Genomic DNA, 25,524 nt, shown 5'->3' with positions numbered 1-25,524 from the left:
AAACGGCGGCCGCGACGGCTGCCGCTCATCTTCCTGACCGGCTGTCGCATGCCTACATTGCCGGGACTTGTTACCGGAGAACTTCATGTCATCTCGTTTCCCCGGTCTTTCCGGCATCCGCTTGAAAGGCCTTGCTTTATTCCTCCTGTTGCTGGCTGTCCCAGCGAGTTCTGCAATCGCCGCCGACGAGCCGGATCTGATCTTCCGTCGCTCGACGGTATTCAAATGGATGAGCCCGAATGACAAGCTCGCGACCTACGGCCTCGACGACCCCGAGGTCGAGGGCGTGGCCTGTCATTTCACGGTGCCGGAGAAGGGCGGCTTCAAGGGCTGGCTCGGCCTTGCCGAGGAGGTCTCGGATATCTCGTTGGCCTGCCGCCAGGTCGGTCCGATCAAGTTCAAGAACAAGATGGAGCAGGGCGACGACATGTTCCGCCAGCGCCGCTCACTGTTCTTCAAGAAGATGCAGATCGTGCGCGGCTGTGACGCCAAGCGGAATGTGCTGGTCTACATGGTCTATTCGGACCGGCTGATCGAAGGTTCGCCGAAGAACTCGACCTCGACGGTACCGGTCATGCCGTGGGGACCGGCTGACGCCAACGTCCAGAAGTGCGGCGAGTTCTTCACTCAGTGACGCGCGTGCGTTCACTCAGTGACGCTCTTGCGTTCACCCAGTGACGAGAGTGCGGCTGGCGCGCGGTTGTGCGAGATGCGAGCCGGTCAGCCGCACGAATGCTTGTGGCGCGGCCTCGTGGCCGCGGTCCGACTGCAGCGACATCGCCCCGATTGAAGCGACGCGGCTGGGTCGCTGGTCGGCGCGGTCCGTCCGCAGGTCCGCGTCGCGCGGCGTTGCGCGATCTTGCGCCGTCATGATGGCATCCCTCAACTGAACGCGCCCGGTGGTTCCGGGCTTCTCGGTTTCGATGGCTTGGGTCGCAGTCGAATCGCGCCCGGTTCGACGGAACCCAGCCCCCGTTCGGGCTTCTCTTCAGCAGAAAAACGTAAAATGCATGTGAAGTGCGGAAGGCGTGCGTGTGACGGCGCGCAGTGTGGGCCTGCTTCCAAGCAGGGACAGAGCCTGCAAGGCCACTTTCAGGCGCGGCGCGACCCATTTGAAAAGACTGGGATTTTCCGCTGAATGTTTCGTCGCCTAGCGCGTGACGAAACAATTCTCACAAAGACGAAACCATTTTCCGCTTTTGGCGCATCACGCGCGAAACGACGCATGGTTATCAGCTTCACAACGACGACGCACCGCCGGCCAAGGAATTGGGACACGAGATCATGCGCACGCTCAGCTTCATCCTTGCCTTCGCTTTCGTGCTCGCCGGCTCTTCGTTCGCGGGGGCGCCGGACGGCAATCTCCCGGGTGTCGGCACCTTCCAGTACAGCGGCTCGCCGGTCACCACCACGGCGCCGCAGCCGATCGTGGTCGCTGCGCGTTTCTGATCGACAGCCAAGAAAATCAAAAGAAAAATCACAAGAAAAACCAGCCGATAAAGGCCATCATGATTGTCCGATTCTGCGCCGCAGCGTTCGTTTCGCTTCTGACGATCAGCGCTGCCCACGCGCAGGTTCGCGCTCCTTCGAGGCTACCGGATCCCCGCAGCGAGTTCATGCGTCAGTGTGCGCCGCGGATGCTCGGGCGCTGGGAGCATCCCGAGGAGGTCTGCGGCTGCCTGCATGATCACGCCGTTGCTGCCGTCGAGGACCGCGATCTGCGCGAGGCGCTGTTGCGCGGCATCAGCGAGACCGGCGTGCCAACGATCGAGACTGATTGGGTGCCCGCGTCCAAGCAGGGCGAGATCGGCTCGACCTTCACCAAGATCGCCAAACCGACCTTGCAGTGCATGTTCGACCCGGCGAAGTCGTAACCATCACTTCGATTTCGGACCGAAGCGCGGAACGCAGGCGATGGTCCGCGCGACGCCCTTGTCGGTCATTCTCGCACCGCGCACTTCCTTGACCTGCCCGGCGGGGCAGGTTCCGTCATCCACTTGCACGCGCTGGCCGAGCTTGAGATCGGTGATGTCCTGTTCACGTCCGACAGTGACGGCATGCGCCGCCGTCGCGAGGGCGACCGAGATCAGCAGCGAGAGGCAGGTCGCGCGGCGCAGCAGCATGATGTGAGGTCCCGGCATCGATGCCGCAATGTAGGGAGCGGCAGGCGATTCTCATAGTGAACGTTCGTCACGCCCGCCGGCCGATTTGCTCCTCGCGCGCAAGGCGCCACGCGACTCCAGCGCGAGCCGTTCGGCGGAGGCCACGAGTTGCGGAACCGCGTGGCCGGAAAATCCCAGCACGAACCCGGGCAGGGGACGCGCGCGCGAATAGGTGTCGGCCAGTAGCCAGCCTTCCGCGCCTGCCGCCTGCTTCGCTTCTGCCGCCGCCGACAGCTCGACCGATGGATCGAACCGGGCGACGAGGTGCAGCCCTTGCGACGGCACAGGCACCGACAACGCGCCGTCGGATGCTGTTTCCAGGGTCTCAGCCAGCGCGTCGCGCGCCTCGCGATAGAGCTTTCGTACCCGCTTCAGGTTGGCGGCGAACGCGCCGGAATTGAGCATGTCGGCCACCGCGCCCTCCATCAGCGTGCCGGGAAAGCGGTCGAGCGCGGCGCGCGCGGCCGTGACGTCCGCGATCAGCCGCTCGGGCAGCGCGCAATAGCCGATGCGCAGGCCCGGAAACAGCGTCTTGGCGAACGTGCCCATATAGATCACGCGCTGGAGATGATCGATGCCGGCAAGCGACATCAACGGCGCGCCGTCATAGCGGAACTCGCTGTCGTAATCGTCCTCCAGCACGAAGGCGCCGGCCTGCTTCGCCCAATCCAGCAGCTCCAGCCGTCGCGGCATCGACATCTGCACGCCCAGCGGAAACTGGTGCGACGGCGTCACATAGGCCGCGCGTGCGGACGATACGGCGGTGCGGCCCTTGGCGACACGTATCCCGTGCTCGTCGACGGGGACGGGCACGGCGCGATAACCGCAATGCCAAATGGTGTTTCGCGCGGCGGGGTAGCCCGGGTCCTCGCACCAGACCTGATCGTTGGGCCTCAGGATCGCGCTCAGCACGATGCGCAACGCGTGCAGCGTGCCCGAGGTCAGCATGATCTGATCGGGGTCACAGCGCAGGCCACGCGCTGACAGCAGATGATCGGCGATCGCGGAGCGCAGCTCGCGGCTGCCGCGGGGATCACCATAGTGCAGATGCTCAGGTCCGAACGCGCGCATGCGCCGTCCGAGGAAGGCACGGAAGCGCTGCACCGCGCGCTCGTCGATATGGGTGCAGCCGAGCGAGAACGCGCCCTGCCGCGGTGCTTCGACCACGGCCTTCGGCTTCTTCGAATCGGCCRCAGGCGCCGGAATGCGCGCGGCGACGAAAGTGCCGGAGCCAACGGTCGCGTCGGCAAAGCCGTCGGCGATCAGCCGCTCATAGGCAGTGACGACGGCGTTGCGGCGGAAGCCGGTCTGCTTGGCCAGTGTCCGCGACGGCGGCAGCGGCTCGCCGGGTTTGACGAGGCCAGAGACGATCATGTCGCACAACGCCTGGTACAGCCGGTGCGCCGACGACGCGACCGCGGTGATGTGCGGGCCGGTGAGGTCGAGGGGCAACTCCGCCTTGGCGGGCGCGGGTGAATTGGTTGGAATTTTTCGCATGGAATTGGCACTATCGCAGACCAAATCCGCGGTTACAACTCTCCTGGAATTGTTCCAAGCCCGACAGGAGCGGCCGTGAGCCAAACTGAAAGCCAGAATTCCTATCCGACGTCAGCGCGCAACCAGGTCAAGCGCCGTCACGACCGCGGCTTCTACGATCACGACACCGTTCACCGCATCCTGGATTCCTCGATGCTCTGCCACGTCTCCTATGTCATCGACGGCCAGCCCTATTGCACGCCGACCTTCTTCTGGCGCGAAGGGACAAAACTCTATTGGCACGGCTCGAGCGCGAGCCGCATGCTGCGCAATCAGACCAGGGGCGAGCGCGTCTGCCTCACCGTTGCCCATCTCGACAGCCTCGTGCTGGCGCGTTGCGGCTTCAACCATTCCGCCGACTACCGCGCCGTGATGGCGTTCGGCACTGCCTATCTCGTCACCGATTCCGAGGAGAAGGAGCGGGCGGTGATCGCCATGGTCGATCGCTTCTTCCCGGACCGCACCGCGACCCTGCGTCAGAGCAAAACGCAGGAGATCAAGGCGACCTCCTTCATCGCGATGGAGATCGAGGAGGCCTCGGCCAAAGTCCGCGCCAAGGGTGTCGCCGATGACGACGAGGACTACGAGTTGCCGATCTATGCCGAGTGCATCCCCGTGCGCACCGTCTTGGGCGCGCCGGAGCCGTGCTCGCGCCTGCTGGATGGTGTAACCCGGCCTGCGACGCTGAATGGCTATTCGGAAGGCCGGCTGCTCGAAGATGCATTGCGGGATGCTTATTTTGTGGAGTACCCGAACGGCTGAAATCGGCTAGCTTGCGCGCACCATTGACCAATTGGATGCTTGGAGTTGCCTGATGAATGCCGAAACGCAGCAGAGGATTCTTGACGCCGTCGATGTCGGCTTCGAAGCCCAGCTTGCGACCACAAGCGATTTCGTTGCGATCCCTTCGACCCGCGGGGCCGAGGGGCCGTGCCAGGACATGATCGGCGACCTCCTGCGCGAACGCGGCTACGAGGTCGACGACTGGCACATCGATGTCGATGACCTCAAGGATCTGCGTGGTTTCGGTCCGATCGAGCACGATTTCTCCAAGGCGCGCACGGTGGTGGGCACCTACCGCCCGCAAACGAACGGCGGCAAATCGCTGATCCTCCAGGGGCACTGCGACGTGGTGCCCGCGGGGCCGCTGGAACTGTGGGACACGCCGCCATTCTCGCCGGTCATCAAGGACGGCAAGATGTTCGGCCGCGGCGCCTGCGACATGAAGTCGGGCACGATCGGCGCGCTCTACGCGCTGGATGCGATCAAGGCGGCGGGTTTCAAGCCGACGGCGCGGATCCACTTCCAGTCCGTGATCGAGGAGGAGAGCACCGGCGTCGGCGCGCTCTCGACATTGCAGCGCGGCTATCGCGCCGACGCCTGCTTCATCCCGGAGCCGACCGGCGGCAAGATGGTGCGCTCGCAGGTCGGCGTGATCTGGTTTCGCCTGCGCGTGAAGGGCCATCCGACCCACGTTGCCTTCGCCGGCTCCGGTGCCAACGCAATCATGGCGGCCTATCATTTGATCCAGGCGCTGCAGAAACTCGAGATCGAATGGAACGAGCGCGCGAAAGCCGATCGGTACTTCAAGACGCTGAACCATCCCATCAACTTCAACCCTGGCATCATCAAGGGCGGCGACTGGGCCTCCAGCGTGCCGGCCTGGTGCGACGTCGATTGTCGTATCGCCGTCCTGCCGGGCTGGTCGATCGCCGATCACCAGAAGGAGATCATGGCCTGCGTTGCGGCTGCCGCGCGCAACCACCGCTTCCTCGCCAACAATCCGCCGGAGGTCGAATGGTCGGGCTTTTTGTCGGAGGGGTATGAACTGACCGACGCCGCGGCGCCCGAGGCCGCGTTCGGCAAGGCCTTCAACACCGTCTATGGCGGCGAAATCCAAGACCTCGTCTTCACCGCGCTCACCGACACCCGCTTCTACGGTCTCAATCACGGTATCCCGAGCCTCTGCTTCGGCGCGAGCGGCGGCGAGATGCACGGCTTCAACGAATTCGTCGACCTGGAGTCGCTGAAGAAGTCGACCAAGGCGATGGCCCTGTTCATCGCGGATTGGTGCGGGGTGGAGAAGGCGTAGGTCTCTCCGCCGTCATTGCGAGGAGCCCTTGCGACGAAGCAATCCAGAGCGTCGCTGCGGAAGCAGACTGGATTGCTTCGCTGCGCTCGCAATGATGGGCGGACGGTCCTGTAGGGTGGGCAAAGGCGCAATTGCGCCGTGCCCACCATCTCTCTTCGATCTTGCGCGAAAGGGTGGGCACGCTTCCGCCTTCGCTCTTCGAGCTACGGCGGACAAATCGCTTTGCCCACCCTGCGGCACCTCGGTTGGAGCGCCCACTGCCTGAAACACGGGCGCGATCAAATACTTTAAGCTTAAAAGAAAGACTAGGACGCCGTCCTGACTGGTGGCAGACTGGCGCCCGGTTCGACGGCCGAATCCTAGGGTGTCACGATGCGCGATTGGGATGATGCTTATGCCAATTCGGCCCATATCCCGGGCTCGGACAAGATGCCGGCCCAATGGGCGGAGCGGGCGGCGGCTTACCGCGCCGGCCTGAAAGACTTCCGCGCGGACGTCTCCTACGGCCCGGGCGAGCGCCAGCGTCTCGACCTGATCCTGCCCGACGGCGACAGCAAGGGCCTCGTCGTCTTCGTGCACGGCGGCTACTGGATGCGCTTCGACAAGTCGACCTGGACCGATCTGGCCGAAGGCGCGCGGCATCACGGCTGGACGGTGGCGCTGCCGAGCTACACGCTGACGCCGGCCGCCCGCATCTCCGACATCACCGCAGAGATCACCGCCGCGATCGCCAAGGCGGCTTCGCTCGTTTCCGGCCCGATCCGGCTCGCCGGCCATTCCGCGGGCGGCCATCTCGTCACGCGCATGCTGTGCAACGACAGCCGGCTCGAGCCTGCCGTCTACAACCGCATCGCCGGCACGCTCTCGATCAGCGGCTTGCATGATCTGCGACCGCTGCTCAAGACGAAGATGAACGACACGCTACGYATGACCATGGAGGAGGCGACGCTTGAAAGCGCGGCGCTGCACCTGCCGCTGGGACATTCGCCGGTCACGGCCTGGGTCGGCGGCGGTGAGCGGCCCGAATTCATGCGCCAGTCCGATCTGATCGCCAATGTTTGGACCGGTTTCGACGTGCCGACGCGCCTCGTCGTCGATCCCGGGCTCAACCATTTTACGGTGATCGACGGACTGAAGGATCCGTCGTCCCCGATCACCGCGCGCCTGATCGGCCTCGACTGACGCGGCGAGGATCGATCGATCGAAAGGGCCTGCCATGACGTCCAGCGATTACGATCCCACGAGCGAAGGCGCCGAGACCGATTTCGCCCGGCGTATGTCCTACGGCGACTATCTGGCGCTGGACGCGATCCTCGGCGCGCAGCATCCGCTCTCGGAGGCCCATGACGAGATGCTGTTCATCATCCAGCATCAGACCACGGAGCTGTGGATGCGGCTTGCCATCCACGAGCTCAGCGCTGCGCGCCGCGCCATCGCCAGGGACGAAGTGCAGCCCGCGATGAAGATGCTGGCGCGGATGTCGCGCATCTTCGAGCAGCTCAACGGCGCCTGGGACGTGCTGCGCACCATGACTCCCAGCGAGTATACGCGTTTCCGCTCGCAGCTTGGCCAGTCCTCGGGCTTCCAGTCGCGCCAGTACCGGCTGATCGAATTTCTGGTCGGCAACCGCAACCACGCCATGCTCAAGCCGCACGCGCACGACGTGGAAACGACCAGGGTGCTCGAAGGCGAGCTTGCCACGCCGAGCCTGTACGACGAGGTGCTGCGGCTCGCCGACCGCAACGGGCTCAAGATGCCCGCGTCCGTGCTGGCGCGCGACGTTCGCGAAACCCACAGCTTCAACGAGGGCGTGCTCCAGGCCTGGCGGATCGTCTACGAAGCGCCGGAGACGCATTGGATGCTCTACGAGCTTGCCGAGAAGCTGGTCGACTTCGAGGACTACTTCCGGCGCTGGCGCTTCAACCATGTCACGACGGTCGAGCGCGTCATCGGCTTCAAGCGCGGCACCGGCGGCACCGGCGGCGTCAGCTATCTCAAGCGCATGCTGGAGGTCGAGCTGTTCCCCGAGCTCTGGCGCGTCCGCACGATTCTGTAGAGATCCCATGACCAAGCTTCGCGTCTATGACGACACCAGGGCCTTGTTCCATTTGCCTGAGGGCGTGATCTATCTCGACGGCAATTCGCTCGGCGCGCTGCCGCTGGGCGTTGCCGAGCGCGTCGGCAACGTCATCACGGCCGAGTGGGGCAACGAGCTGATCCGCGCCTGGAACAGTGCGGGCTGGTATGCCCAGCCGCGCCATGTCGGCGACCGCATCGCGCGATTGGTCGGTGCGGAAGCCGGCTCCGTGATGGTCGGAGACACTCTGTCGCTCAAGGTCTACCAAGCACTCGCCGCCGCGCTCGACATGAACRCCTCGCGCAAGGTGGTGCTATCGGACACCGGAAACTTTCCGACCGATCTCTACATGGCCGAGGGCCTGATCGCGACGCTCGGCCGCGGCCATCAATTGCGCCTGGTGGCGCCGGAGGAGATCGAGGCCACGTTGTCGGAGGAGATTGCGGTCCTCTACATCACCGAGGTCGACTATCGCACCGGACGGCGCCACGACATGGCGACGCTCACCGCGAAGGCGYATGCGCTCGGCATCGTCACGGTCTGGGACCTCGCGCATTCGGCCGGCGCGCTGCCGGTCGATCTCGCTGGCTGCGGTGCCGATTTCGCCGCCGGCTGCACCTACAAATATATCAACGCCGGCCCCGGCGCGCCGGCCTTCCTCTACGTCGCGCCGCGCCACGCCGACGGCGTGCGCGCCGCGCTGTCGGGGTGGATGGGCCACGCCAAGCCGTTTGCGTTCGAGCTTGGCTACGCGGCGGCCGGCGGCGTCGAGCGCATGCGCGTCGGCACTCCGCCGGTGCTCGCAATGGCGGCGCTGGAGGCCTCGCTCGACATCTGGGACAGGGTCGACCTTCGTGAGGTCCGTGCGCGTTCGCTCGCCCTTGGCGATCTCCTGATCGCCGAGGTCGAACGCCGCTGCCCCGAGCTCAAGCTCGTCACCCCGCGCGCGCACGAGCACCGCGGCTCACAAGTCTCCTTCGCGTTCGACGGCGGCTACGCCGCCATGCAAGCCCTGATCGCCCGTGGCCTCATCGGCGATTTCCGCGCGCCTGACATCATGAGGTTCGGGATTACACCGCTCTACATTGGGGAGAGCGAGATCATGCGAGCAGCCGAGATCATCGAGGAGGTGATTGCAGGCGAGGTCTGGCGTCGGCCGGAATATCAGGTCGTGAACGCGGTGACCTGAAGAAGGTCTCGTGCCCCGGACGCGGCGCAGCGCCCCCGGCAATGCGAAGCATCGTCCGGTGCGGTGCGCTGCAGAGCCGGGGCCCACGCTGCACTGAACTCCGTATCGAGACGGGTCCCAGCTCTGCGCAGCAACGCTGGCGCGTTGCAGCGCGTCCGGGACACGAGAGCCGCGATCAAGCTATTTGAGTCTACCCCACAAGGCCGTCACGATCGCATCGAGCCCATCCGTCAGCGCCGCCGGCCCCGGCTGCAAGATGATCGGCGACTTGATCTCGACGATGCGGTCGTCGCGCACGGCGGGGATCTCGTTCCAGCAATCGCGCGCGCGGATGCGGGCAGGGACGACCTTCTTGCCGCACCAGGAGGCAAGGATCACGTCGGGCGCTGCCTCGCGCACCGCCTCCGCCGAGACGATGCGATCCTTTGCCGCCTGCCGATGTCGCAATTCCTGAAACACATCCTGACCGCCGGCGATCTCGATCAACTCGGACACCCAGCCGATGCCGGAGATCAACGGATCGTCCCATTCCTCGAAATAGACCTTTGGCCGCGCCGAGGGGCGAGGTGTTGCCGCCATCTCTGCGAGGCGCCGTTCGAGATCACGGGCAAGGCCTTCGGCGCGTTCAGCGGCGCCGACCAGCGCACCAAGTGTCCGGATCATCGCCAAAATCCCGGCGATGTCGCGCTGGTTGAAAACATGGACGTCGACGCTCGCGCGCACGAGATCGGCGACGATGCCGGCCTGGAGGTCGGAGAAGGCCAGCACCAGCTCCGGTTCCAGCGCCAGGATCTTCGGGATGTCTGCGGAGACGAAGGCCGACACCCGCGGCTTCTCCCGCCGCACCTGGGGCGGGCGGACGGCGTAGCCGGAGACACCGACGATGCGGTCCTGCTCGCCGAGCAGGTACAGCGTTTCGACCGTCTCTTCGGTCAGGCAGACGATGCGGCGGGGCGGGAAGTGGCGCATGGGAAGAGCATATGCGCAAATGCCGTCGCCGATGTCAGCAGGGCCATTACCTCGGACGTCATTGCTTTGCCGCCCGAAGCAATTCACGCTGAAACAACAATGAATTGGGAGGAGATCCGATGACGCCGCTCGAGAAACTTAAAGCGATGAAGATGCCGTTTGCCGAGCTCAAGGGCGTCGAATTCGTCGAGGCCGAGAAAGACCGCGTGGTGGCGCGGATGACGGTCAGGCCCGACCTCTGCACACTCCACCACACCATCCACGGCGGCGCGGTGATGGCGCTCGCCGATTCCGTCGGTGCCGCCGCGACCGTGATCAATCTGCCGGAGGATGCCAAGGGCACCACGACGCTCGAGAGCAAGACCAACTTCATCGGTGGGGCGAAGGAGGGAACCACGGTTATCGCCACGGCTACACCGGTCCATCGGGGACGGCGGACCCAGGTCTGGAGCACCCGGCTGGAGACCGAGGACGGCAAGCTGGTTGCCGTGGTGACCCAGACCCAGCTGGTCCTCGTATGACTACGGGGGCTTGATTTTATTAACGAATTGGTCGCTTTCGATGCCTGAAACTTGGGCAGGTTCCCGTCTTGAAAAATATGCTGCGACGCACAATATTGGGGGCCTAGGGATTCGAACGCCTCCTCGAGGGACACCAAGAGGAGTTTTGACGTGGTACTTGACGTGGTACTTGAAGACACGACCCGCACGACGCCCGTTCCGGGCTATGTGCGGACCTTGAGCCAGCAGGAAGAATTGCCGCTTCTGCGCGATCACCTCCTGAGGCTTGATTCCGCAAGCCGGCGCGACCGTTTCAACGGCTTTCTCGACGACAGCTTCATCGAGCGTTACGCCGCCCGCTGCGCCGAGGACGGCACCGTGATTGTCGCCTACATCGTCGACGGCGTGGTCCGCGGTGCGGCCGAGCTGCATCCGCCGGAGGACGATTCGTTGCCGGAGGTCGCCTTCAGCGTGGAAGCCTCGGCACGGCGCCAGAATGTCGGCACCATCTTGTTCAGCCGGCTGATCGCGGAAGCGCGCTGGAAAGGCTACAAGCGCCTGCGCATCACGACCGGCGCCGAGAATCACGCCATGCGGGCGCTCGCCAGGAAGTTCGGGGCGAATCTGCAATTCCGTCATGGCGAATCGACCGGCACGATCGATCTCGCCAAGACGCCCGAGGCCGAGCTCGCTGAACTCGCGGCCTCGCCCTTCACGGCCGGCCGCGCTCTTCTCAGCTTCAACTCGACCTGCTGGAAGATCATCTCCAGCATGTACGGCAATCGCGCCGCCTAAATCTAAAAGCGGACTGGAATCAAAAAGCGGACCGGCAAAACCGGTCCGCTTTCGTATTTGAGATGGGGAATTGAGCGCTCAGGTACCGGTGCGCTTGTCGTTGCCGAAGCGGCGGACGACACGGCGTTCGACCACCACCGAGCGCTGCGCACCCTGTTCGCCTGCGATCACGCGCGTGGCGGTGATGCGGCCGTTGGTGCGGGCCTGCTTCTTCAACTCGGCCTGCACGATTTCGAGCGGCATCCCCATCAGCGCTGCCGCGATCTCCGCCTGCTGCTCGTGATCGTCGGTGATGCCGACGGCGGCGAAGATCGCCTCGTCCAGGGTCGGCGGATCGTGGCGCACGCGCCGCGTGCCATATTTGGTGTTCCAGTCTGCGCTCATAACGGCCTCGGTTTGATGCCGGGATACCTAGTGCCGGAGATGTTGCATTGCAATATGAATTTGGTGTGGCATCACAGCTATGCGCTCACAGCTTTTCGAGCCTGTCGGCCTCATAGAGGTCGAGCGTGGTCGGCCCCGTGGCCAGCGAGCGCAAGGTGCGCACGAACTCGCCGGATGCAGGTACCGCAAAGTGGGCGGCGAGCGCGGTGCGGTCGGCCCATTGCTCGAAGAACACCAGCCTGAGCGGGTTCTCGCAGTCGACATGCACTGCATGTGAGATGCAGCCGGGTTCCTGTCGCGACCGATGAACATGCTCGAGGCTCAGGCGGCGCGCCTCGTCGAACGTTTCGGTGCGGACCGTTACGCTGCCAGTCACAACGATCATGCGATGTCTCCCGACGTGATTTCCGCTAGGGCGGCGATGCCTCGCGGGGCGTCTCTTTCATCGGTGCCTGCGGCCAGCGTGTCAGCGCCGCGTGTCCGGCCTCGGTCAGCCCGTAGATTCCCCGCTCAACGCGTTCGAACCAGCCATACACATTGCTAAGCAAGATCTTGCCGGCATCGGGACAGCGTTCGCGCAGTTCGCTCACGCGCCGCGGACCTCCCGCGAGCGCCGAGGCGCAGGCCAGCGCCTGCTGGCGATAGGCCGTCATGATCGGCGCGCGGGTGCTGCCACCGAGCACGGGATCGCCCTGGCGGCGCTGATGTTCGGCGACCAAGCGCGAACGGACCTTCGGCTCGCGGCGCGGCGCTGCCGTCGGCGGCTTCACCAGCACCTCGACCTGGCCGCGGTCAGTCACCCCAAGCATACCGAAGCCGAGGCGGCGGCAGAGATTGCGATAACGCGCATCGCTCTCGCGCCCCTTGCCGCGGATCGACATTTTTGCGGCGATCCAGACCTCGTCGGCTGCCGATGCACGATCGACCGCCTGGAGGATCAGCTCGAGATTGAAGGCGAGCTTGAGCTCGCCGATCACCACCACAGGCGGATCACCGGCGCTGAGACCGACGAGGTCGCAGCCGCCGATCTCGCCCTTGACCGTGAAGCCGAGCTCTTCGAGGAAGCGTTTGACGGGTAGATAAAGCGCGGTTTCCAAGGAAAGCGTCCGGGTCTTGCGTTCCGATCCGAGAATCAGTCGCGGCCAGTCTAGCCCGGAACGCAGTTGTGGCTCTGCGCCATTTGATCGGGAACCGACGGTGCGGTTATCCTGCGACCGGGACAGTCGGGCGCTTTACGAAGATGACGATCAGGAATGGCCTCTATCACATTCGCATCGAGATGCTGGATGCCGTCTAGGGCGGCAATCAGGGCGTCATGGTCCTGCGCGACGGCACCATGCGAGGCGGCGATTCATTCTTCTTCGCCTATGGCAGCTACACCTCGGCCGACGGCAAGTGGAAGGGCGAGCTGACCAACGAGGAACACTCGCCCTCGTTCGACGAGCGCCCGGTGTGGGGCCGCAAGGTCGTGACCATCGGCTTCAGCGGCACCTACGCCGGCGAGACCGCCTATGGCGAAGGCATCGCGCTCGCCGGCAAGCAGAGCATCCGCTTCAAGGGCAATCTGCGGTTGTTGGTGCCGGACTAAACCCGGCCGCTTACCGGGATCAGCGCGCCGGTGACGCCGCTCGCGGCATCGCTGGCGAGGAAGAGGATCACCTCGGCGAGTTCCTGCGGTGTCACCCATTTGGAGAAATCCGCTTTCGGCATGTCGGCGCGGTTGGCCTTGGTGTCGATGATCGACGGCAGCACCGCGTTCACGGTCACCTTGCCCTTCCACTCGTTGGCAAGCGCCTCGGTGAGGCGATGCACGCCGGCTTTCGACGCCGCATAGGGGCCCATGCCGGAACCTGCCTGAAGCGCGCCCATGGCGCCGATATTGACGATGCGGCCGGCCCCGGACGCGGCGAGATGCGGCAGCGCTGCGCGCGAGGTGTTAAGGGCCGTCAGCACGTTGAGCGCATGCATGCGCTGCCACGTCTTGATGTCGCCGTCGCCCACGGTCTCGAACGCGAAGCCGCCGGCGATGTTGATCAGCGCATCCAGCCTGCCGAAATGCTTTGCCGCCGCCTCGACCGCCGTCTTCGCTTGCGCTGGGTCGGACAGATCGACGCCGCCGATCTCGATGCGTTCGGGCGTTGCCGACATCTGCGAGGGCGCGTGATCGATGCCGGCCACACGCGCGCCGCGCGCCACCGCCGTCTCGGCGACAACCTTGCCAAGTGCGCCGAGCGCGCCCGTCACGATCAGAACCTTGCCTTGCATAGTCGTTCTCCCGGCACGGCCGCTTACGATTGCAGATAGCGCGCCTTCAGCGCCGTTTGCTCCGGTGTGCCGAGCTTGAGGCCGTCGCGCAAGTAGGTTTCGAGATCGCCATATTCGTTGCCGACCGCCTCGAAAGCAGCAGCAAGGTATGAGGCCTCGACGCTGCCGATTGCATCGAGGACGTCGGCGGGAAGATCGGAAGCGTTCGATGCGTCGCGCCTGTAGTGCCGGTTGGTCAACAGGTAGTCCTCGGCAATGACCTCGTCGGCCACGCCGAGCGCATGCAGGATCAGCGCGCTTGCAAAGCCGGTGCGGTCCTTGCCGGCGGTGCAGTGGATCACCAGCGGCGCGCGGTCTTCCAGGAGATGGCCGAACAGCGCGCGAAAACTGTGCGTGTTGTGGCGCACATAGTTGCGGTAGGACTCCCGCATGAGCTCGAGCGCAACCGGCGCGGTGAGCGTGCCCTCGGCAAGCTCGGCGCGCAGCGCGGCCACGACCGACGGCTCGATCGGCAGCGAATGCACCGTGATCTCGTTCACGACGCAGACGCCGGCCGCGCGCTCCTCGACGCCGCGAAAATCGAAGGCGCTGCGCACGCCCAGCGCGCGGACGATCTCGACGTCGGCTGCCGTGAGCTGGCCGAGATGGTTGGAGCGGAAGATGTGGCGCCAGCGCGTGGTGCGACCATCCGAAGTCGGATAGCCGCCGAGGTCGCGAAAATTGCTGGCGCCTTGCAGGGCGAGGTGGCGGGCAGGGGAATCTGGCATGAGATCAGCTTGGGTTATGTTTCCATTGGACGCACTACGGCGTCCTTGAGTGCATTCAGGGGGCAATCATGGGCCGGCACAAGGCCATTGTTTTGGCGATCACCATGCTGTCGGGCGGAATTATCAGTGCGGGACAGGCGGACGCGCAGACGTTCCGGACCTATCGCTGCGCCGATGGTACGCAGTTCATCGTGGGATTTTATGACGATGACAAACGCGCCTTCCTCCAGATCGACGGCGAACCTGTCACGCTGAAGAAGCGGCTGGCGCTTTCTGGCACCCGCTATTCGGGGGCAGGGATCACACTGAGGATCGGCAAGACCGGAGCGACCACGGTCCAGCATCTGAAGCGGCCGGTCACTTCCTGCACGGTGATCGAAAAGCCCGCGCTCTAGCCGGGAGTCCAGCAGGAATCAAAAAGGGCCGAAACCTCGTTGTTTCGACCCTTTTTCAAACTTCCGTCGGACGCTTGCGCGAGCGCGGCGGTATCATACCAAACACAAACATTAGCGTTCCCATTTGGGCTTTGCTTCGTCGACCGCATCCTGGTGGTACCAGCTGTCGCTGCAGATCGAGACGTTCGCGGGAAGCGAAGCATGATCGGCGGGAAGACGGGTGTCGCCATAGCGGCGTCCGGCGAGAGCCGCGCGGCCCCCGACAGGGAATTGGTAGATCGTTGCAGATCCGTGATTCAGACCATTATTCATCATTGCGATTGCTCCTGGGTCGAAGCGCCTTGGCCTCCATGGTGCGCCCGACTCGTTCGATTGTGGTTACTGGATTCCCCATATCGGCCGCGCATCCCGAATTGGAAAGTGCTGAAAAGGAAATCAGTTGCTGCCCAATCTGTAGGCATGTGACCCTCTGCATCCCCTAAGGCACCGTGTCGGTGGCTAACGCCTGGGCCATTCCAAAGGTTGCTAGGCAGGGCGCAGGACTTTGCGAAAGTTGCCGGACGTTGATGCGCGTTTCATCGGCAACCTCCGGCAACGGTGCGTCTGCTCCAGAATCAGGCGTTTTCCGCGGGATTTTTGCGGTGCAGCTTCACGCGAAGGTGCGCGGCTATGACGCACGCCGCCGGGGGCGGTTTGCCGTCGGCGGGTCGATCCCGGCAGCGGTGGAAAACCTCCCGCGCTGCGGCCTTTTGGCACGCAAAATGCTTGTAGAGGGTCGGCCGATGATGGCCGGGTACAAACGTGCGGGGGYTCTCAACCCCACCTTTCGCATCATCTACAGAGAGGCTCAATGACCAAGTATAAGCTCGAGTACATTTGGCTCGACGGATATACGCCGACTCCGAACTTGCGCGGCAAAACACAGATCAAGGAATTCGCGTCGTTCCCGACGCTCGAGCAGCTTCCGCTCTGGGGCTTCGATGGCTCCTCCACGCAGCAGGCCGAAGGCCACAGCTCCGATTGCGTGCTGAAGCCGGTCGCCGTGTTCCCGGACGCCGCGCGCACCAACGGCGTGCTCGTGATGTGCGAAGTCATGATGCCCGATGGCAAGACCCCGCACGCGTCCAACAAGCGCGCCACCATCCTCGATGACGCCGGCGCATGGTTCGGCTTCGAGCAGGAATACTTCTTCTACAAGGACGGCCGTCCGCTCGGCTTCCCGGCCTCCGGCTATCCGGCGCCGCAGGGCCCGTACTACACCGGCGTCGGCTTCTCGAACGTCGGCGACGTCGCCCGCAAGATCGTCGAAGAGCATCTCGACCTCTGCCTGGCTGCCGGCATCAACCATGAAGGCATCAACGCGGAAGTCGCGAAGGGCCAGTGGGAATTCCAGATCTTCGGCAAGGGCTCCAAGAAGGCCGCTGACGAAATGTGGATGGCTCGCTACCTGATGCTGCGCCTGACCGAGAAGTACGGCATCGACATCGAGTTCCACTGCAAGCCGCTCGGCGACACCGACTGGAACGGCTCCGGCATGCACGCCAACTTCTCCACCGAGTACATGCGTACGGTCGGCGGCAAGGAGTACTTCGAGGCGCTGATGGCGGCCTTCGACAAGAACCTGATGGACCACATCGCCGTCTACGGCCCGGACAACGACAAGCGTCTGACCGGCAAGCACGAGACCGCGCCGTGGAACAAGTTCAGCTACGGCGTTGCCGATCGCGGCGCCTCGATCCGCGTTCCGCACTCCTTCGTCAACAACGGCTACAAGGGCTATCTGGAAGACCGCCGTCCGAACTCGCAGGGCGACCCATACCAGATCGCTTCGCAGATCCTGAAGACGATCGCGTCCGTGCCGGCCGACAAGAAGGCCGCGGCCTAAGATCCTCCCGGCCCGGGCCGGGGGGCTGGCCCGGGTTGGTCTTCAATCCGCCGGAGCCGAAAAGGCTCCGGCGGATTTTTGCATTCCGATAACAGCCGTCGTTGTGGGTCTGCCGGCCATGCCGGCTTGAAGTCTGTCCATCGCCGGCGAAACCGGGATAGAATGCCCCGGGATGCGCGGGGCCGGGGACACGGCTGGTGTTTGAAGGCTTCTACAAGGTGCGATTTCAGCTCGGCGACGCGGTCGGCCGGAGCGTGATGCATGTCGGCAATGGCAAGATGCTCGGCGGCAATTCGGCCTTCGCTCATATCGGCACCTATCAGAGGACCGAAGCCGGCGTCGACATCGTCATCAAGACGGTCCGCCACAACCCGGACCCGAACTACCGCGCCATGGCCGGCACCGACGATGCGACCTTGCTTGCGAAGGGCTGGGCGGACAGCGATCTCTATCGCTTCAAGGGCGAGCTGAAAGAGCTGCCCGGCGTGCCCTTCCAGTCGGTGATGACGCCGATCACCGAAGACGAGGTGCCGATCGCGGGCGGCGTCGGGGAGGCCGGCATCGCCGACGGGCTCTATTCGATCCACCTTCGCATGCTCGACGGCGTCGATGGCGGCCTGACCGGCGTGATGCTGCTCAACCAGGGCCGCATCCTCGGCGGCGATGCCTCGTTCTACTATCTCGGCAGCTACACTGCTGCGAATGGCCGCTGGAAGGGGCAGATCCTCAACCAGGAGCACACGCCGGCCAAGGACGATCCGATCTTCGGCGGCCACGAGGTCGGCATCGGTTTCTCCGGCACCTATGACGCGGAGCAGGCGGTGCTGGAGGCAACGGCGCTGGCCGGCAAGCGCAGCCTGCGCCTGACCGCCGCGCTCAAGCTGATGCATCGCGCCTGATCGCGACAGGAATAGCCCATGGAAAAAATACGCATGCTCTCGACGCTCGGCCTGATGGGCGCGATGCGCAGCCTGTCCTCCGCCTTCGAGGCTGCTCAAGGCATCCATGTCGATGCCGACTTCGCGCCAACCCTGGCACTGCTGAAACGTCTGCGCGACGGCGAGGCCGCCGATCTCGTGATCCTCACCCGTGAGGGGCTCGACGAGATGATCGGCGAGGGCCGCGTGGCCGCAGGTAGCGCGGCCGATCTGGCGCGCTCCTTCGTCGGCATCGCCGTGCGGGCAGGGCAGGCGCATCCCGATATCGGCGGCGAAGCCGCGCTCCGCAAAACGCTGCTTGCGGCGCGGTCCGTCGCCTATTCGCGGCTGGGCGCGAGCGGCGTCTATCTCGCCCAGCTGATCCAGCGATGGGGTATCGCGGCCGAGATCAACGCCAAGGCCAGCATCGTCGAGCAGGGCTTTACGGCGGAGCGGCTCGTCAGCGGCGAGGCTGACCTCGCCGTGCAGCAGATCAGCGAGCTGAAGCAGGTCGAGGGCATCGAGGTCGTCGGCCCGATCCCGCACGATTTGCAGACACCGGCCGTGTTTTCCGCCGGCCGCATGACCAACGCCAGACATGCCGAAGCGGCCGATCGGCTGCTGCGCTATCTGGCATCGCCGGAGGTCGTCCCGGTGCTGCGCCAATCGGGACTCGAGCCTTGAATTTGCCGGAGCAGAGACGCAACGTGGCGCCCATGCGGACTTGTCTCCTTGCCATCCTCCTCACGCTTGCAGCGCCGTTATCGGCGCACGCGCAATCGGCCGATCTCGTCCTGTGCGACCGGGTGGCCGCCGATCCCAGCGATCCCGACAAGCCGGCCGATGTGAAGGGCGTGACGGAGCTTGCTGCATCCGACATTGCGACCGCCGTCAAATTCTGCAAGCAGGCCGCACCGTCGTCGCGGCGCGCGATGTTCGCGCTTGGCCGCGCCTATGCCGCCAACCGGCAGACGGCGGAGGCGATCGCCGCCTGGCGCAAGGCGGCCGACAAGGGATCGAGCGCGGCGATGGTCGAGCTCGGCGTCGCCTACGGCACCGGCTCCGGTGTCGCGAAAGACGAAGCACAAGCGCGAAAGCTGTTCGAGAAGGCGGCGCAGGCCGGCAATCCTCGCGGTGTCAGCAATCTTGCTGCGCTCGGCGGCGCCGGCGGTGCTGCGCCGGCCGATCCCGCTCAGGCGCGCGCGCTGCTCGGCAGGGCGGCCGAGACCAACGCGGAGGCGCAGTATCAGCTTGGCCTGATGCTCTCCAACGGCAACGGCGGCGAGCGGGACGACGTCGCGGCGCGCGCGATGTTCGAGAAGGCGGCGGCGCAAAACCATCCCGGCGCGCTGGAGCGGATGGGCGCCTTCGCGCAGGAAGGCCGCGGCGGCGCCAAGGACAAGGACGCCGCCAAGGCCTATTACGAGCGCGCTGCCGCGCTCGGCGACGAGGACGCCAAGAAGGCGCTGGAGCGGCTGCGCTGCCCCTATGCGATCAAGGACAAGCAGGGCAAGCTCGTCACCACGCTGTGCTTCTAGCTCACTTGTAGTAGTAGGCGACGTTGTTGCGGGCGTCGCGATAAGTCGTCTCGAGAAAGTCCGGATATTGAGCGGCCGCGCGCGCGACGGCGCGCACGACGCACTCCCAGAAATCGCCATTCCAGTTGAAGTGCTCGAAGGTGGCATCTTCGAACTTCACGGCGGTGATGATGGCCTGCCGGATTGCTGCGTCATCGGCGCGCGGATGGGCACGTTTCACATAACCGAACATCGGCCCTTCATGGGCGTGGTCGCGGTCGTAGCGGTATTTCGCGCGGAACTGCTCCGGCGTAGGCGTGCGATTGACGCGGACCTCTTCGTCGGTCGGGCGTCCGTCGAGTGAGTCGAGCCGGTAGCGCCGGCACCACAGCTCGAAGGCCGCATCGAGCAGCGGCTGCTTTGCAGCGCCGGCAATGATCGCTGCGATCTGCGCTTCGGCTGAAGGCTCTGTCTGGTTCATGCCGCTTTGTCGTGCGCTCACTCCGGCGGGTTCGAAGGGGCCTCAAGGATGAACCAGCTCCGGCACGGGCCGTTGAACCACAACATGAGGAGGGCCGCCCGGGATCGCACGAAACAAAAAAGTCAAAAACAACCCCATGCACAGTAGCCAAGTCGTCGAAATCACTGATTTCGTATTTTACGAAAATCAATTGACCCGTCGGGCAAAACAGGGGCATGATGGCATCATGCGGCGAGTGGGCTCCGCTCCCGGCCCTGCGCTGAAAAGCCGGATGACCTCGGTGCGTCTGAGTTCGTAGTGCATGATTCGAGGCTCCAGTTTCGGAGCTTGAATCATGTCCGCGGTGATACCATCAAGCCGCATTGGCCCTGCGAGGCGCCGCTAACTGGTTCGACCCGGTCGTGAATGACCCGCAACGGACCTCGCCTCTTAGGCAACTGGTGACGTTCATATCCTGTCCGCGTTCCTCCTGTGATATTAATGACGCAATCGGCCAAATATGGCGCGCGCTTTGTCGGATGACCGATATTGGTCGGACTCCGCGATGTTCCCCCGCTAAACCTGATACCGCAGAGCCCCGCTTAACGGGTCCATGCGCGACGGGCGCCGCAAAGGCGCAACGGAATTTCAAACGTCGCTATCTGGGCTGCGGGGAGATTTGGGTTGTCTTATTTTGTAGCGTCTGAAGGCGCGCTGGAAACCGGCGCGGCCGTTGTTGGGCGCAAGCGATCGATTAGCCGCTTTGCGGCGCTGACCTTGGCCGCGTTGTCCCGTCGCCTGCTGGGCACCAGCTCCACGGTGGCGCTCGGACTGGTCCTGGCGACATCGACGCCATCGCGCGCCACCGACTGGACCGGCGCCACCTCAACCGACTGGTTCACCGCCGGCAACTGGTCGGCCGGCGTTCCAACCAGCGCGGTCGACGTGAATATCGACACGGTCGCGCCCAATGCCACAGTGGTCGGAGCGGCCGGCGCGCAAGCGAACACTGTCTTTGTCGGCATTTCCGGCACCGGCACGCTGACAATCCAGAGCGGCGGCAACTTGAGCGACTTCAACGGCTATGTCGGCTTCAATGCCGGCTCGACCGGCACCGCGACGATTGATGGCGCCGGCTCGGCCTGGACCGCTTCCAACTTGTTCGCTGTCGGCTATTACGGCACCGGCACGCTGACGATCCAGAACGGCGGCACGGTAAGCAACACCAACATCGGCTTGATCGGGTCCAATGTCGGCTCGACCGGTACCGTGACGGTCGATGGCGCTGGCTCGGCCTGGACCAATTCCACCAACCTCGCTGTCGGCAATTCCGGCACCGGCACGCTGACGATCCGGAACGGCGGCACGGTGAGCAGCGCCTCCGGCGTTCTCGGCCAAAATTTCGGTTCGACCGGTACCGTAACGGTGGATGGCGCCGGCTCGTCCTGGACCAATTCCAGCGACCTCGAGGTCGGCTATGTCGGCGCCGGCACGCTGACGATCCGGAACGGCGGCAAGGTGAGCAACGTCACCGGCGGTCTCGGCATCAATACCGGCTCGACCGGCACCGTGACGGTCGATGGCGTCGGCTCGTCCTGGACCAATTCCGGCGATCTTTCTGTCGGCAATTCCGGCACCGGCACGCTGACGATCCGGAACGGCGGCACGGTGAGCAGCAACACCGGCTATCTCGGCAACAATGTCGGCTCGACCGGAACCGTGACGGTTGACGGTGCCGGCTCCTCCTGGACCAATTCCGGCCTCGTGGTCGGCGGGTCCGGCACCGGCACGCTGGCGATCCGGAACGGCGGCAAGGTGAGCAACGTCACCGGCGTTCTCGGCTTCAATGCCGGCTCGACCGGCGCRGCGACGGTTGATGGCGTCGGCTCGGCCTGGACCAATTCCGGCTCGCTCTTTGTTGGCTATTCCGGCGCCGGCACGCTGACGATCCAGAACGGCGGCACGGTGAGCAACAACTACGGCTTCCTCGGCTACTATTCGACCGGCACCGTGACGGTTGATGGCGCCGGCTCGTCCTGGACCAATTCCGGCGACCTCTGGGTCGGCGGTTCCGGTATCGGCAAGCTGACGATCCGGAACGGCGGCAAGGTGAGCAACGCCAACATCGTCTATCTCGGGCTCTTTGCCGGCACCGGCACCGTGACGGTTGATGGCGCCGGCTCGTCCTGGACCAATTCCGGCTCGCTCTTTGTTGGCTATTCCGGCACCGGCACGCTGACGATCGCCAATGGCGGCGCCGTCTCGGCGGCTTCGGGCATGCAAATCGCCCTTAACCTCGGCTCGACCGGCACGCTCAATATCGGCGCCGCCTCCGGTCAGGCCGCGGCCGCGCCGGGCACGCTGACCACGCCCTCGGTCGTGTTCGGGGCAGGCACCGGCAGCATCGTCTTCAACCACACCGCCTCGAACTACACATTCGCCCCGGTCATTTCTGGCGCGGGGTCGGTGACGGTGGAGAACGGCACCACCATCCTGACCGCGACCAACACCTATAGCGGGCCGACCACGGTCAATGGCGGCACGCTGGCGGTCAACGGCTCCATCGCCAATTCGGCGGTGACGGTCAATGCCGGTGGCACGCTCGGCGGCAACGGCACCGTCGGCAATACCACCGTCAACGCCGGCGGCGTGCTCGCGCCCGGCAATTCGATCGGCACGCTGACGGTCGGCGGCGATCTGGCGTTCGGCGCCGGCAGCATCTACCGCGTCGAGGTCTCGCCATCGGCCGCCGACCGCGCCAATGTCACGGGCATCGCGAGCCTGACCGGCGGCACCGTGCAGACGAGCTTCCTGCCCGGAACCTATGTCCGCAAGAGCTACACCATCCTGTCGGCGGCCGGCGGCCTCGGCGGCACCACCTTCAGCGGCGTGAGCAGCAGCCTGCCCGGTTTCACTGTCGGCCTGAGCTACACGCTGTCCGATGTGTTGCTGAACCTCACGGCCTCGCTCGGCGCCGGCACCTCGCTGCCGGGCAATGGGCAGACCGTCACATCCACGCTCAACAACTTCTTCAACAATGGCGGCGCGCTGCCGCCGGGCTTTGTCGCGCTGTTTGGTCTCACCGGCAGCAATCTTTCAGCCGCGCTGTCGCAAACCTCCGGCGAGACCGCGACCGGCTCGCAGCAGACGACCTTCAACGCAATGAACCAGTTCATGGGGGTGCTGACCGATCCCTTCATCGACGGTCGCGGCGATGGCGTTTCAGCGGGATCATCCGCGGGCGCGTCGGCCTACGCCTCGCCGGACAGACCGCGCTTCGGTGCGGCGCGCGACGCCTATGCGATGTTCACCAAGGCGGCCGTCATGGCCGATCCGTTCGCGCAGCGCTGGAGCGTGTGGGCGGCGGGCTATGGCGGCGCGCAGACCACGGACGGCAACACGACACTCGGCACCAACAACACGACCAGCCGCATCGCAGGCACCGCGGTCGGCGCCGATTACCGTATCTCGCCGAATACGCTGGCAGGCTTTGCACTGGCGGGCGGTGGCACGAACTTCAGCGTCGTCAATGGCGGTTCTGGCCGATCTGATCTGTTCCAGGCCGGCGCCTTCATCCGGCACAATGCGGGTGCGGCGTATCTCTCCGGCGCGCTGGCCTATGGCTGGCAGGACATCACCACCAACCGCACCGTGACGGTGGCCGGCATCGACCAGTTGCGGGCGCAGTTCAACGCCAATGCGTGGTCCGGTCGCGTCGAAGGCGGCTATCGTTTTGTCAGCCCATGGATGGGCGGGGTGGGCATCACGCCTTATGCCGCAGGACAATTCACCAGCTTCGACCTGCCTGCCTATGCCGAGCAGGCGGTAACCGGCGTCAATACCTTTGCGCTCGCCTACGCCTCGAAGAGTGTCACTGATACGCGCAGCGAGCTCGGCCTTCGCAGCGACAAATCATATGCGATGGCGGACGGAATCTTCACGCTGYGAGGGCGCCTGGCATGGGCGCATGATTTCAATCCCGACCGCAATATCGGCTCGACGTTCCAGACGCTGCCGGGCGCATCCTTTGTCGTTGGCGGCGCCGCGCAAGCCAGCGACTCCGCGCTCGTCACCGCTTCTGCCGAAAAGAAATGGCTGAACGGCTGGTCCGCCGCCGGCACTTTCGAAGGCGAGTTCTCTCAGCTCACCAGGAGCTACGCCGGCAAGGGCGTCGTGCGGTATGCGTGGTGAGGTGGCGACTTCCCGAACGACGCCTCTCCAAAGCCAACTGGTGATGTCGATATCCGCGTTCCTCCTGTGATATTAATCACGCAGTCGGCCAAATAGGGCGGCGCGCTTTGTCGGATGACCGATATTAGTCGGACTCCGCGATGTTCCCCCGCTAAACCTGATACCGCAGAGCCCCGCTTAACGGGTCCATGCGCGACCGGCGCCGCAACGGCGCAATGGAATTTCAATGGTCGCTATTTGGGCTGCGGGGAGATTTGGGTTGTCTCATTTTGTAGCGTCTGAAGGCGCGCTGGAAACCGGTGCGGCCGTTGTTGCGCGCAAGCGATCGATTAGCCGCGTTGCGGCGACCATGCGCCCGGCGATGACGCGTGCGGCGCTGTTCGCCGGCGTCTTGCTCGGCGCGCTCGCGACTGGAGCGCAGGCCCAGACGGTGATCAACGTCACGGTCGCCAACGACACCGGCACCACCTCGGCGGGCACGACTGGCGGCGCCGGCACGCTCAGCGCCGCGCTCGCGCAGATCAATGCCTCCACGCCCCCCGGCGGCTTCATCATCAACCTGCAGACCAATGTCACGCTGTCAGGGCCGCTGTCGCCGATCTTCAACTCGGTGAGCATCAACGGCAACGGCTTCACCATCAGCGGCAACAATTCGCAGCGCATCTTCATGGTCGGCGTCGACACCGCGACGCAGACCAGCGCGGGGGTGGCGGGCTCGATCATCGCGGACCGCCCTCAGGTGGCGATCAGCAACGTCATCCTGTCCGCGGGCCTCGCCCAGGGCGGCGGCAACGGCGCCGGCGGCGGCATGGGGGCGGGCGGCGCACTGTTCGTCAACCAGTCGGCCGACGTGACGCTGAGCAACGTCAGCTTCGCCAACAACAACGCGAAGGGCGGCAACGCAACAATCAACACGTTTCGCGGCGGCGGCGGCCTCGGCGGCAGCAGCGGCGGCAGCGGCGCCGGCGGCATTTTCGGCAGCGGCTCCTCCGGCGCCGGCGGCGGCATTTTCGGCGGTTCCGCTGGCGCCGGCGGCGGCGGCTATAGCGGCGCCGGTGGAAGCGGCGCGAACGGCACCGCGGGCCTCCTGTCGATTGCTGGCCTCAACGGCGCCGGCGGCGCCGGATTTGGTGGTGGCACCACCGGTGGTGCGAATGGCGGCGGCGGCGGCGGTATCGGAAATGCGGGCGGGGGTGGCGGCTTCGGCGGCGCGAGCAGTTCCGGCTCGACCGGCGGGGCGGGTGGTTTCGGCGGCGGCGGCGGCACCGGCTTGAACGGCGGCGGCGGCGGTGGTTTCGGCGGCGGCGGCGGTGGTTTCAGCGGCCCTGGCGGCGCCGGCGGCTTCGGTGGCGGCGGCGGCGGTGGCGGCGGTGCGGGCGGCTTTGGCGGCGGCGGTGGCGGCGGCGGCGGCGCGGGTGGGTTT

Annotated in this window: 28 protein-coding genes and 1 pseudogene; 18 read left to right on the top strand and 11 right to left on the bottom strand. The window is 65.1% G+C overall.

Annotated elements, in window-relative coordinates; genetic code table 11:
- Positions 1-85: 85 nt before the first annotated feature.
- Positions 86-634: a CreA family protein gene (locus AB4Z51_RS35590; protein WP_028157500.1), complete on the top strand. Its 549-nt coding sequence runs from the start codon at positions 86-88 to the stop codon at positions 632-634.
- 33 nt (positions 635-667) lie between these two features.
- Here the strand turns inward: AB4Z51_RS35590 and AB4Z51_RS35585 are convergent, their stop codons facing one another.
- Complete coding sequence (locus AB4Z51_RS35585; protein ID WP_135216864.1) at positions 668-871, bottom strand: hypothetical protein; 204 nt, start codon at positions 869-871, stop codon at positions 668-670.
- Between the two features lie 413 nt (positions 872-1,284).
- On the opposite strand from AB4Z51_RS35585, the gene AB4Z51_RS35580 reads away from it, so the two are divergent.
- Both AB4Z51_RS35580 and AB4Z51_RS35575 read left to right on the top strand, forming a co-directional pair.
- Entirely contained in the window at positions 1,285-1,449 is a 165-nt protein-coding gene (locus AB4Z51_RS35580; RefSeq protein ID WP_166096179.1) for a hypothetical protein, read from the top strand.
- Between the two features lie 59 nt (positions 1,450-1,508).
- On the top strand, positions 1,509-1,874 hold the full coding sequence (locus tag AB4Z51_RS35575) for a hypothetical protein (RefSeq protein ID WP_063983641.1): 366 nt from the start codon (positions 1,509-1,511) through the stop codon (positions 1,872-1,874).
- A 3-nt stretch (positions 1,875-1,877) separates the two neighbouring features.
- Here the strand turns inward: AB4Z51_RS35575 and AB4Z51_RS35570 are convergent, their stop codons facing one another.
- Positions 1,878-2,123, bottom strand: coding sequence for a DUF6719 family protein (locus tag AB4Z51_RS35570; RefSeq protein ID WP_071914551.1), 246 nt, complete (start codon positions 2,121-2,123; stop codon positions 1,878-1,880).
- A gap of 51 nt (positions 2,124-2,174) precedes the next feature.
- Entirely contained in the window at positions 2,175-3,659 is a 1,485-nt protein-coding gene (gene pdxR, locus AB4Z51_RS35565) for a MocR-like pyridoxine biosynthesis transcription factor PdxR (protein ID WP_441498957.1), read from the bottom strand.
- Between the two features lie 75 nt (positions 3,660-3,734).
- Here pdxR and AB4Z51_RS35560 point away from each other — a divergent pair, with 75 nt between their 5' ends.
- From AB4Z51_RS35560 to kynU, 5 genes are all read left to right on the top strand, one after another.
- Entirely contained in the window at positions 3,735-4,460 is a 726-nt protein-coding gene (locus AB4Z51_RS35560) for a pyridoxamine 5'-phosphate oxidase family protein (protein ID WP_441498956.1), read from the top strand.
- A 52-nt stretch (positions 4,461-4,512) separates the two neighbouring features.
- Positions 4,513-5,790, top strand: coding sequence for an ArgE/DapE family deacylase (locus tag AB4Z51_RS35555; protein ID WP_135216866.1), 1,278 nt, complete (start codon positions 4,513-4,515; stop codon positions 5,788-5,790).
- A gap of 372 nt (positions 5,791-6,162) precedes the next feature.
- Positions 6,163-6,972 carry an alpha/beta hydrolase gene (locus AB4Z51_RS35550; RefSeq protein ID WP_135216867.1) on the top strand — a complete coding sequence of 270 codons (810 nt, stop codon included), beginning with the start codon at positions 6,163-6,165 and terminating at the stop codon, positions 6,970-6,972.
- A gap of 34 nt (positions 6,973-7,006) precedes the next feature.
- Positions 7,007-7,846 (top strand): tryptophan 2,3-dioxygenase, encoded by an 840-nt coding sequence (kynA, locus tag AB4Z51_RS35545; protein WP_135216868.1) that lies wholly within the window; start codon positions 7,007-7,009, stop codon positions 7,844-7,846.
- A 7-nt stretch (positions 7,847-7,853) separates the two neighbouring features.
- Positions 7,854-9,056, top strand: coding sequence for a kynureninase (gene kynU, locus AB4Z51_RS35540; RefSeq protein WP_441498955.1), 1,203 nt, complete (start codon positions 7,854-7,856; stop codon positions 9,054-9,056).
- A 180-nt stretch (positions 9,057-9,236) separates the two neighbouring features.
- On the opposite strand, the gene AB4Z51_RS35535 is transcribed toward kynU, so the two are convergent.
- Positions 9,237-10,025 carry a cobalamin-binding protein gene (locus AB4Z51_RS35535; protein ID WP_354131229.1) on the bottom strand — a complete coding sequence of 263 codons (789 nt, stop codon included), beginning with the start codon at positions 10,023-10,025 and terminating at the stop codon, positions 9,237-9,239.
- A gap of 119 nt (positions 10,026-10,144) precedes the next feature.
- On the opposite strand from AB4Z51_RS35535, the gene AB4Z51_RS35530 reads away from it, so the two are divergent.
- Positions 10,145-10,546: a PaaI family thioesterase gene (locus AB4Z51_RS35530; protein ID WP_028157491.1), complete on the top strand. Its 402-nt coding sequence runs from the start codon at positions 10,145-10,147 to the stop codon at positions 10,544-10,546.
- 162 nt (positions 10,547-10,708) lie between these two features.
- Complete coding sequence (locus tag AB4Z51_RS35525) at positions 10,709-11,320, top strand: GNAT family N-acetyltransferase (RefSeq protein WP_441498963.1); 612 nt, start codon at positions 10,709-10,711, stop codon at positions 11,318-11,320.
- A 78-nt stretch (positions 11,321-11,398) separates the two neighbouring features.
- Here the strand turns inward: AB4Z51_RS35525 and AB4Z51_RS35520 are convergent, their stop codons facing one another.
- The 3 genes from AB4Z51_RS35520 to AB4Z51_RS35510 all read right to left on the bottom strand — a co-directional run bounded on the left by AB4Z51_RS35520 (position 11,399) and on the right by AB4Z51_RS35510 (position 12,801).
- A complete protein-coding gene (locus tag AB4Z51_RS35520; protein WP_441498954.1) occupies positions 11,399-11,704 on the bottom strand; it encodes a hypothetical protein in 306 nt (101 codons plus the stop codon).
- Positions 11,705-11,789: 85 nt separating this feature from the next.
- Positions 11,790-12,089, bottom strand: coding sequence for a putative quinol monooxygenase (locus AB4Z51_RS35515; protein ID WP_135216871.1), 300 nt, complete (start codon positions 12,087-12,089; stop codon positions 11,790-11,792).
- Between the two features lie 25 nt (positions 12,090-12,114).
- Entirely contained in the window at positions 12,115-12,801 is a 687-nt protein-coding gene (locus AB4Z51_RS35510) for a DUF2161 domain-containing phosphodiesterase (RefSeq protein ID WP_135216872.1), read from the bottom strand.
- Between the two features lie 218 nt (positions 12,802-13,019).
- On the opposite strand from AB4Z51_RS35510, the gene AB4Z51_RS35505 reads away from it, so the two are divergent.
- Positions 13,020-13,292 carry a hypothetical protein gene (locus AB4Z51_RS35505; protein ID WP_244623448.1) on the top strand — a complete coding sequence of 91 codons (273 nt, stop codon included), beginning with the start codon at positions 13,020-13,022 and terminating at the stop codon, positions 13,290-13,292.
- Here AB4Z51_RS35505 and AB4Z51_RS35500 read toward each other — a convergent pair.
- Positions 13,289-13,969 (bottom strand): SDR family oxidoreductase, encoded by a 681-nt coding sequence (locus AB4Z51_RS35500; protein ID WP_135216873.1) that lies wholly within the window; start codon positions 13,967-13,969, stop codon positions 13,289-13,291. The two genes, AB4Z51_RS35505 and AB4Z51_RS35500, sit on opposite strands and share 4 nt — an antisense overlap.
- Positions 13,970-13,992: 23 nt before the next feature.
- The gene (locus AB4Z51_RS35495; protein WP_135216874.1) at positions 13,993-14,736 is read right to left on the bottom strand and encodes a tyrosine-protein phosphatase; all 744 of its coding nucleotides are present in this window, start codon (positions 14,734-14,736) and stop codon (positions 13,993-13,995) included.
- Positions 14,737-14,804: 68 nt separating this feature from the next.
- On the opposite strand from AB4Z51_RS35495, the gene AB4Z51_RS35490 reads away from it, so the two are divergent.
- Positions 14,805-15,131, top strand: coding sequence for an MliC family protein (locus tag AB4Z51_RS35490; protein WP_135216875.1), 327 nt, complete (start codon positions 14,805-14,807; stop codon positions 15,129-15,131).
- Between the two features lie 111 nt (positions 15,132-15,242).
- Here the strand turns inward: AB4Z51_RS35490 and AB4Z51_RS35485 are convergent, their stop codons facing one another.
- Complete coding sequence (locus AB4Z51_RS35485) at positions 15,243-15,446, bottom strand: DUF2735 domain-containing protein (RefSeq protein ID WP_028147811.1); 204 nt, start codon at positions 15,444-15,446, stop codon at positions 15,243-15,245.
- A 535-nt stretch (positions 15,447-15,981) separates the two neighbouring features.
- Between AB4Z51_RS35485 and AB4Z51_RS35480 the strand changes: the two genes are divergently transcribed.
- The 4 genes from AB4Z51_RS35480 (at position 15,982) to AB4Z51_RS35465 (ending at position 19,471) form a co-directional block, all read left to right on the top strand.
- Positions 15,982-17,016 carry a glutamine synthetase beta-grasp domain-containing protein gene (locus AB4Z51_RS35480; RefSeq protein ID WP_038943077.1) on the top strand — a complete coding sequence of 345 codons (1,035 nt, stop codon included), beginning with the start codon at positions 15,982-15,984 and terminating at the stop codon, positions 17,014-17,016.
- Positions 17,017-17,213: 197 nt separating this feature from the next.
- Entirely contained in the window at positions 17,214-17,915 is a 702-nt protein-coding gene (locus AB4Z51_RS35475) for a GrlR family regulatory protein (RefSeq protein WP_135216876.1), read from the top strand.
- A gap of 18 nt (positions 17,916-17,933) precedes the next feature.
- Positions 17,934-18,617 (top strand): substrate-binding domain-containing protein, encoded by a 684-nt coding sequence (locus AB4Z51_RS35470; protein WP_135216877.1) that lies wholly within the window; start codon positions 17,934-17,936, stop codon positions 18,615-18,617.
- 32 nt (positions 18,618-18,649) lie between these two features.
- Positions 18,650-19,471 carry a tetratricopeptide repeat protein gene (locus AB4Z51_RS35465; protein ID WP_441498953.1) on the top strand — a complete coding sequence of 274 codons (822 nt, stop codon included), beginning with the start codon at positions 18,650-18,652 and terminating at the stop codon, positions 19,469-19,471.
- A 1-nt stretch (position 19,472) separates the two neighbouring features.
- Here AB4Z51_RS35465 and AB4Z51_RS35460 read toward each other — a convergent pair whose 3' ends face one another.
- A complete protein-coding gene (locus AB4Z51_RS35460) occupies positions 19,473-19,931 on the bottom strand; it encodes a hypothetical protein (RefSeq protein ID WP_135216879.1) in 459 nt (152 codons plus the stop codon).
- A gap of 663 nt (positions 19,932-20,594) precedes the next feature.
- Between AB4Z51_RS35460 and AB4Z51_RS35455 the strand changes: the two genes are divergently transcribed.
- Entirely contained in the window at positions 20,595-24,101 is a 3,507-nt protein-coding gene (locus AB4Z51_RS35455; protein ID WP_441498952.1) for an autotransporter domain-containing protein, read from the top strand.
- 259 nt (positions 24,102-24,360) lie between these two features.
- Positions 24,361-25,524, top strand: a pseudogene (locus AB4Z51_RS35450) (hypothetical protein); the annotation flags it as partial.

Source organism: Bradyrhizobium sp. 2TAF36 (assembly GCF_052114925.1).
Lineage (GTDB): Bacteria > Pseudomonadota > Alphaproteobacteria > Rhizobiales > Xanthobacteraceae > Bradyrhizobium > Bradyrhizobium barranii.
This window is presented reverse-complemented; position numbering and strand designations above follow the sequence as displayed.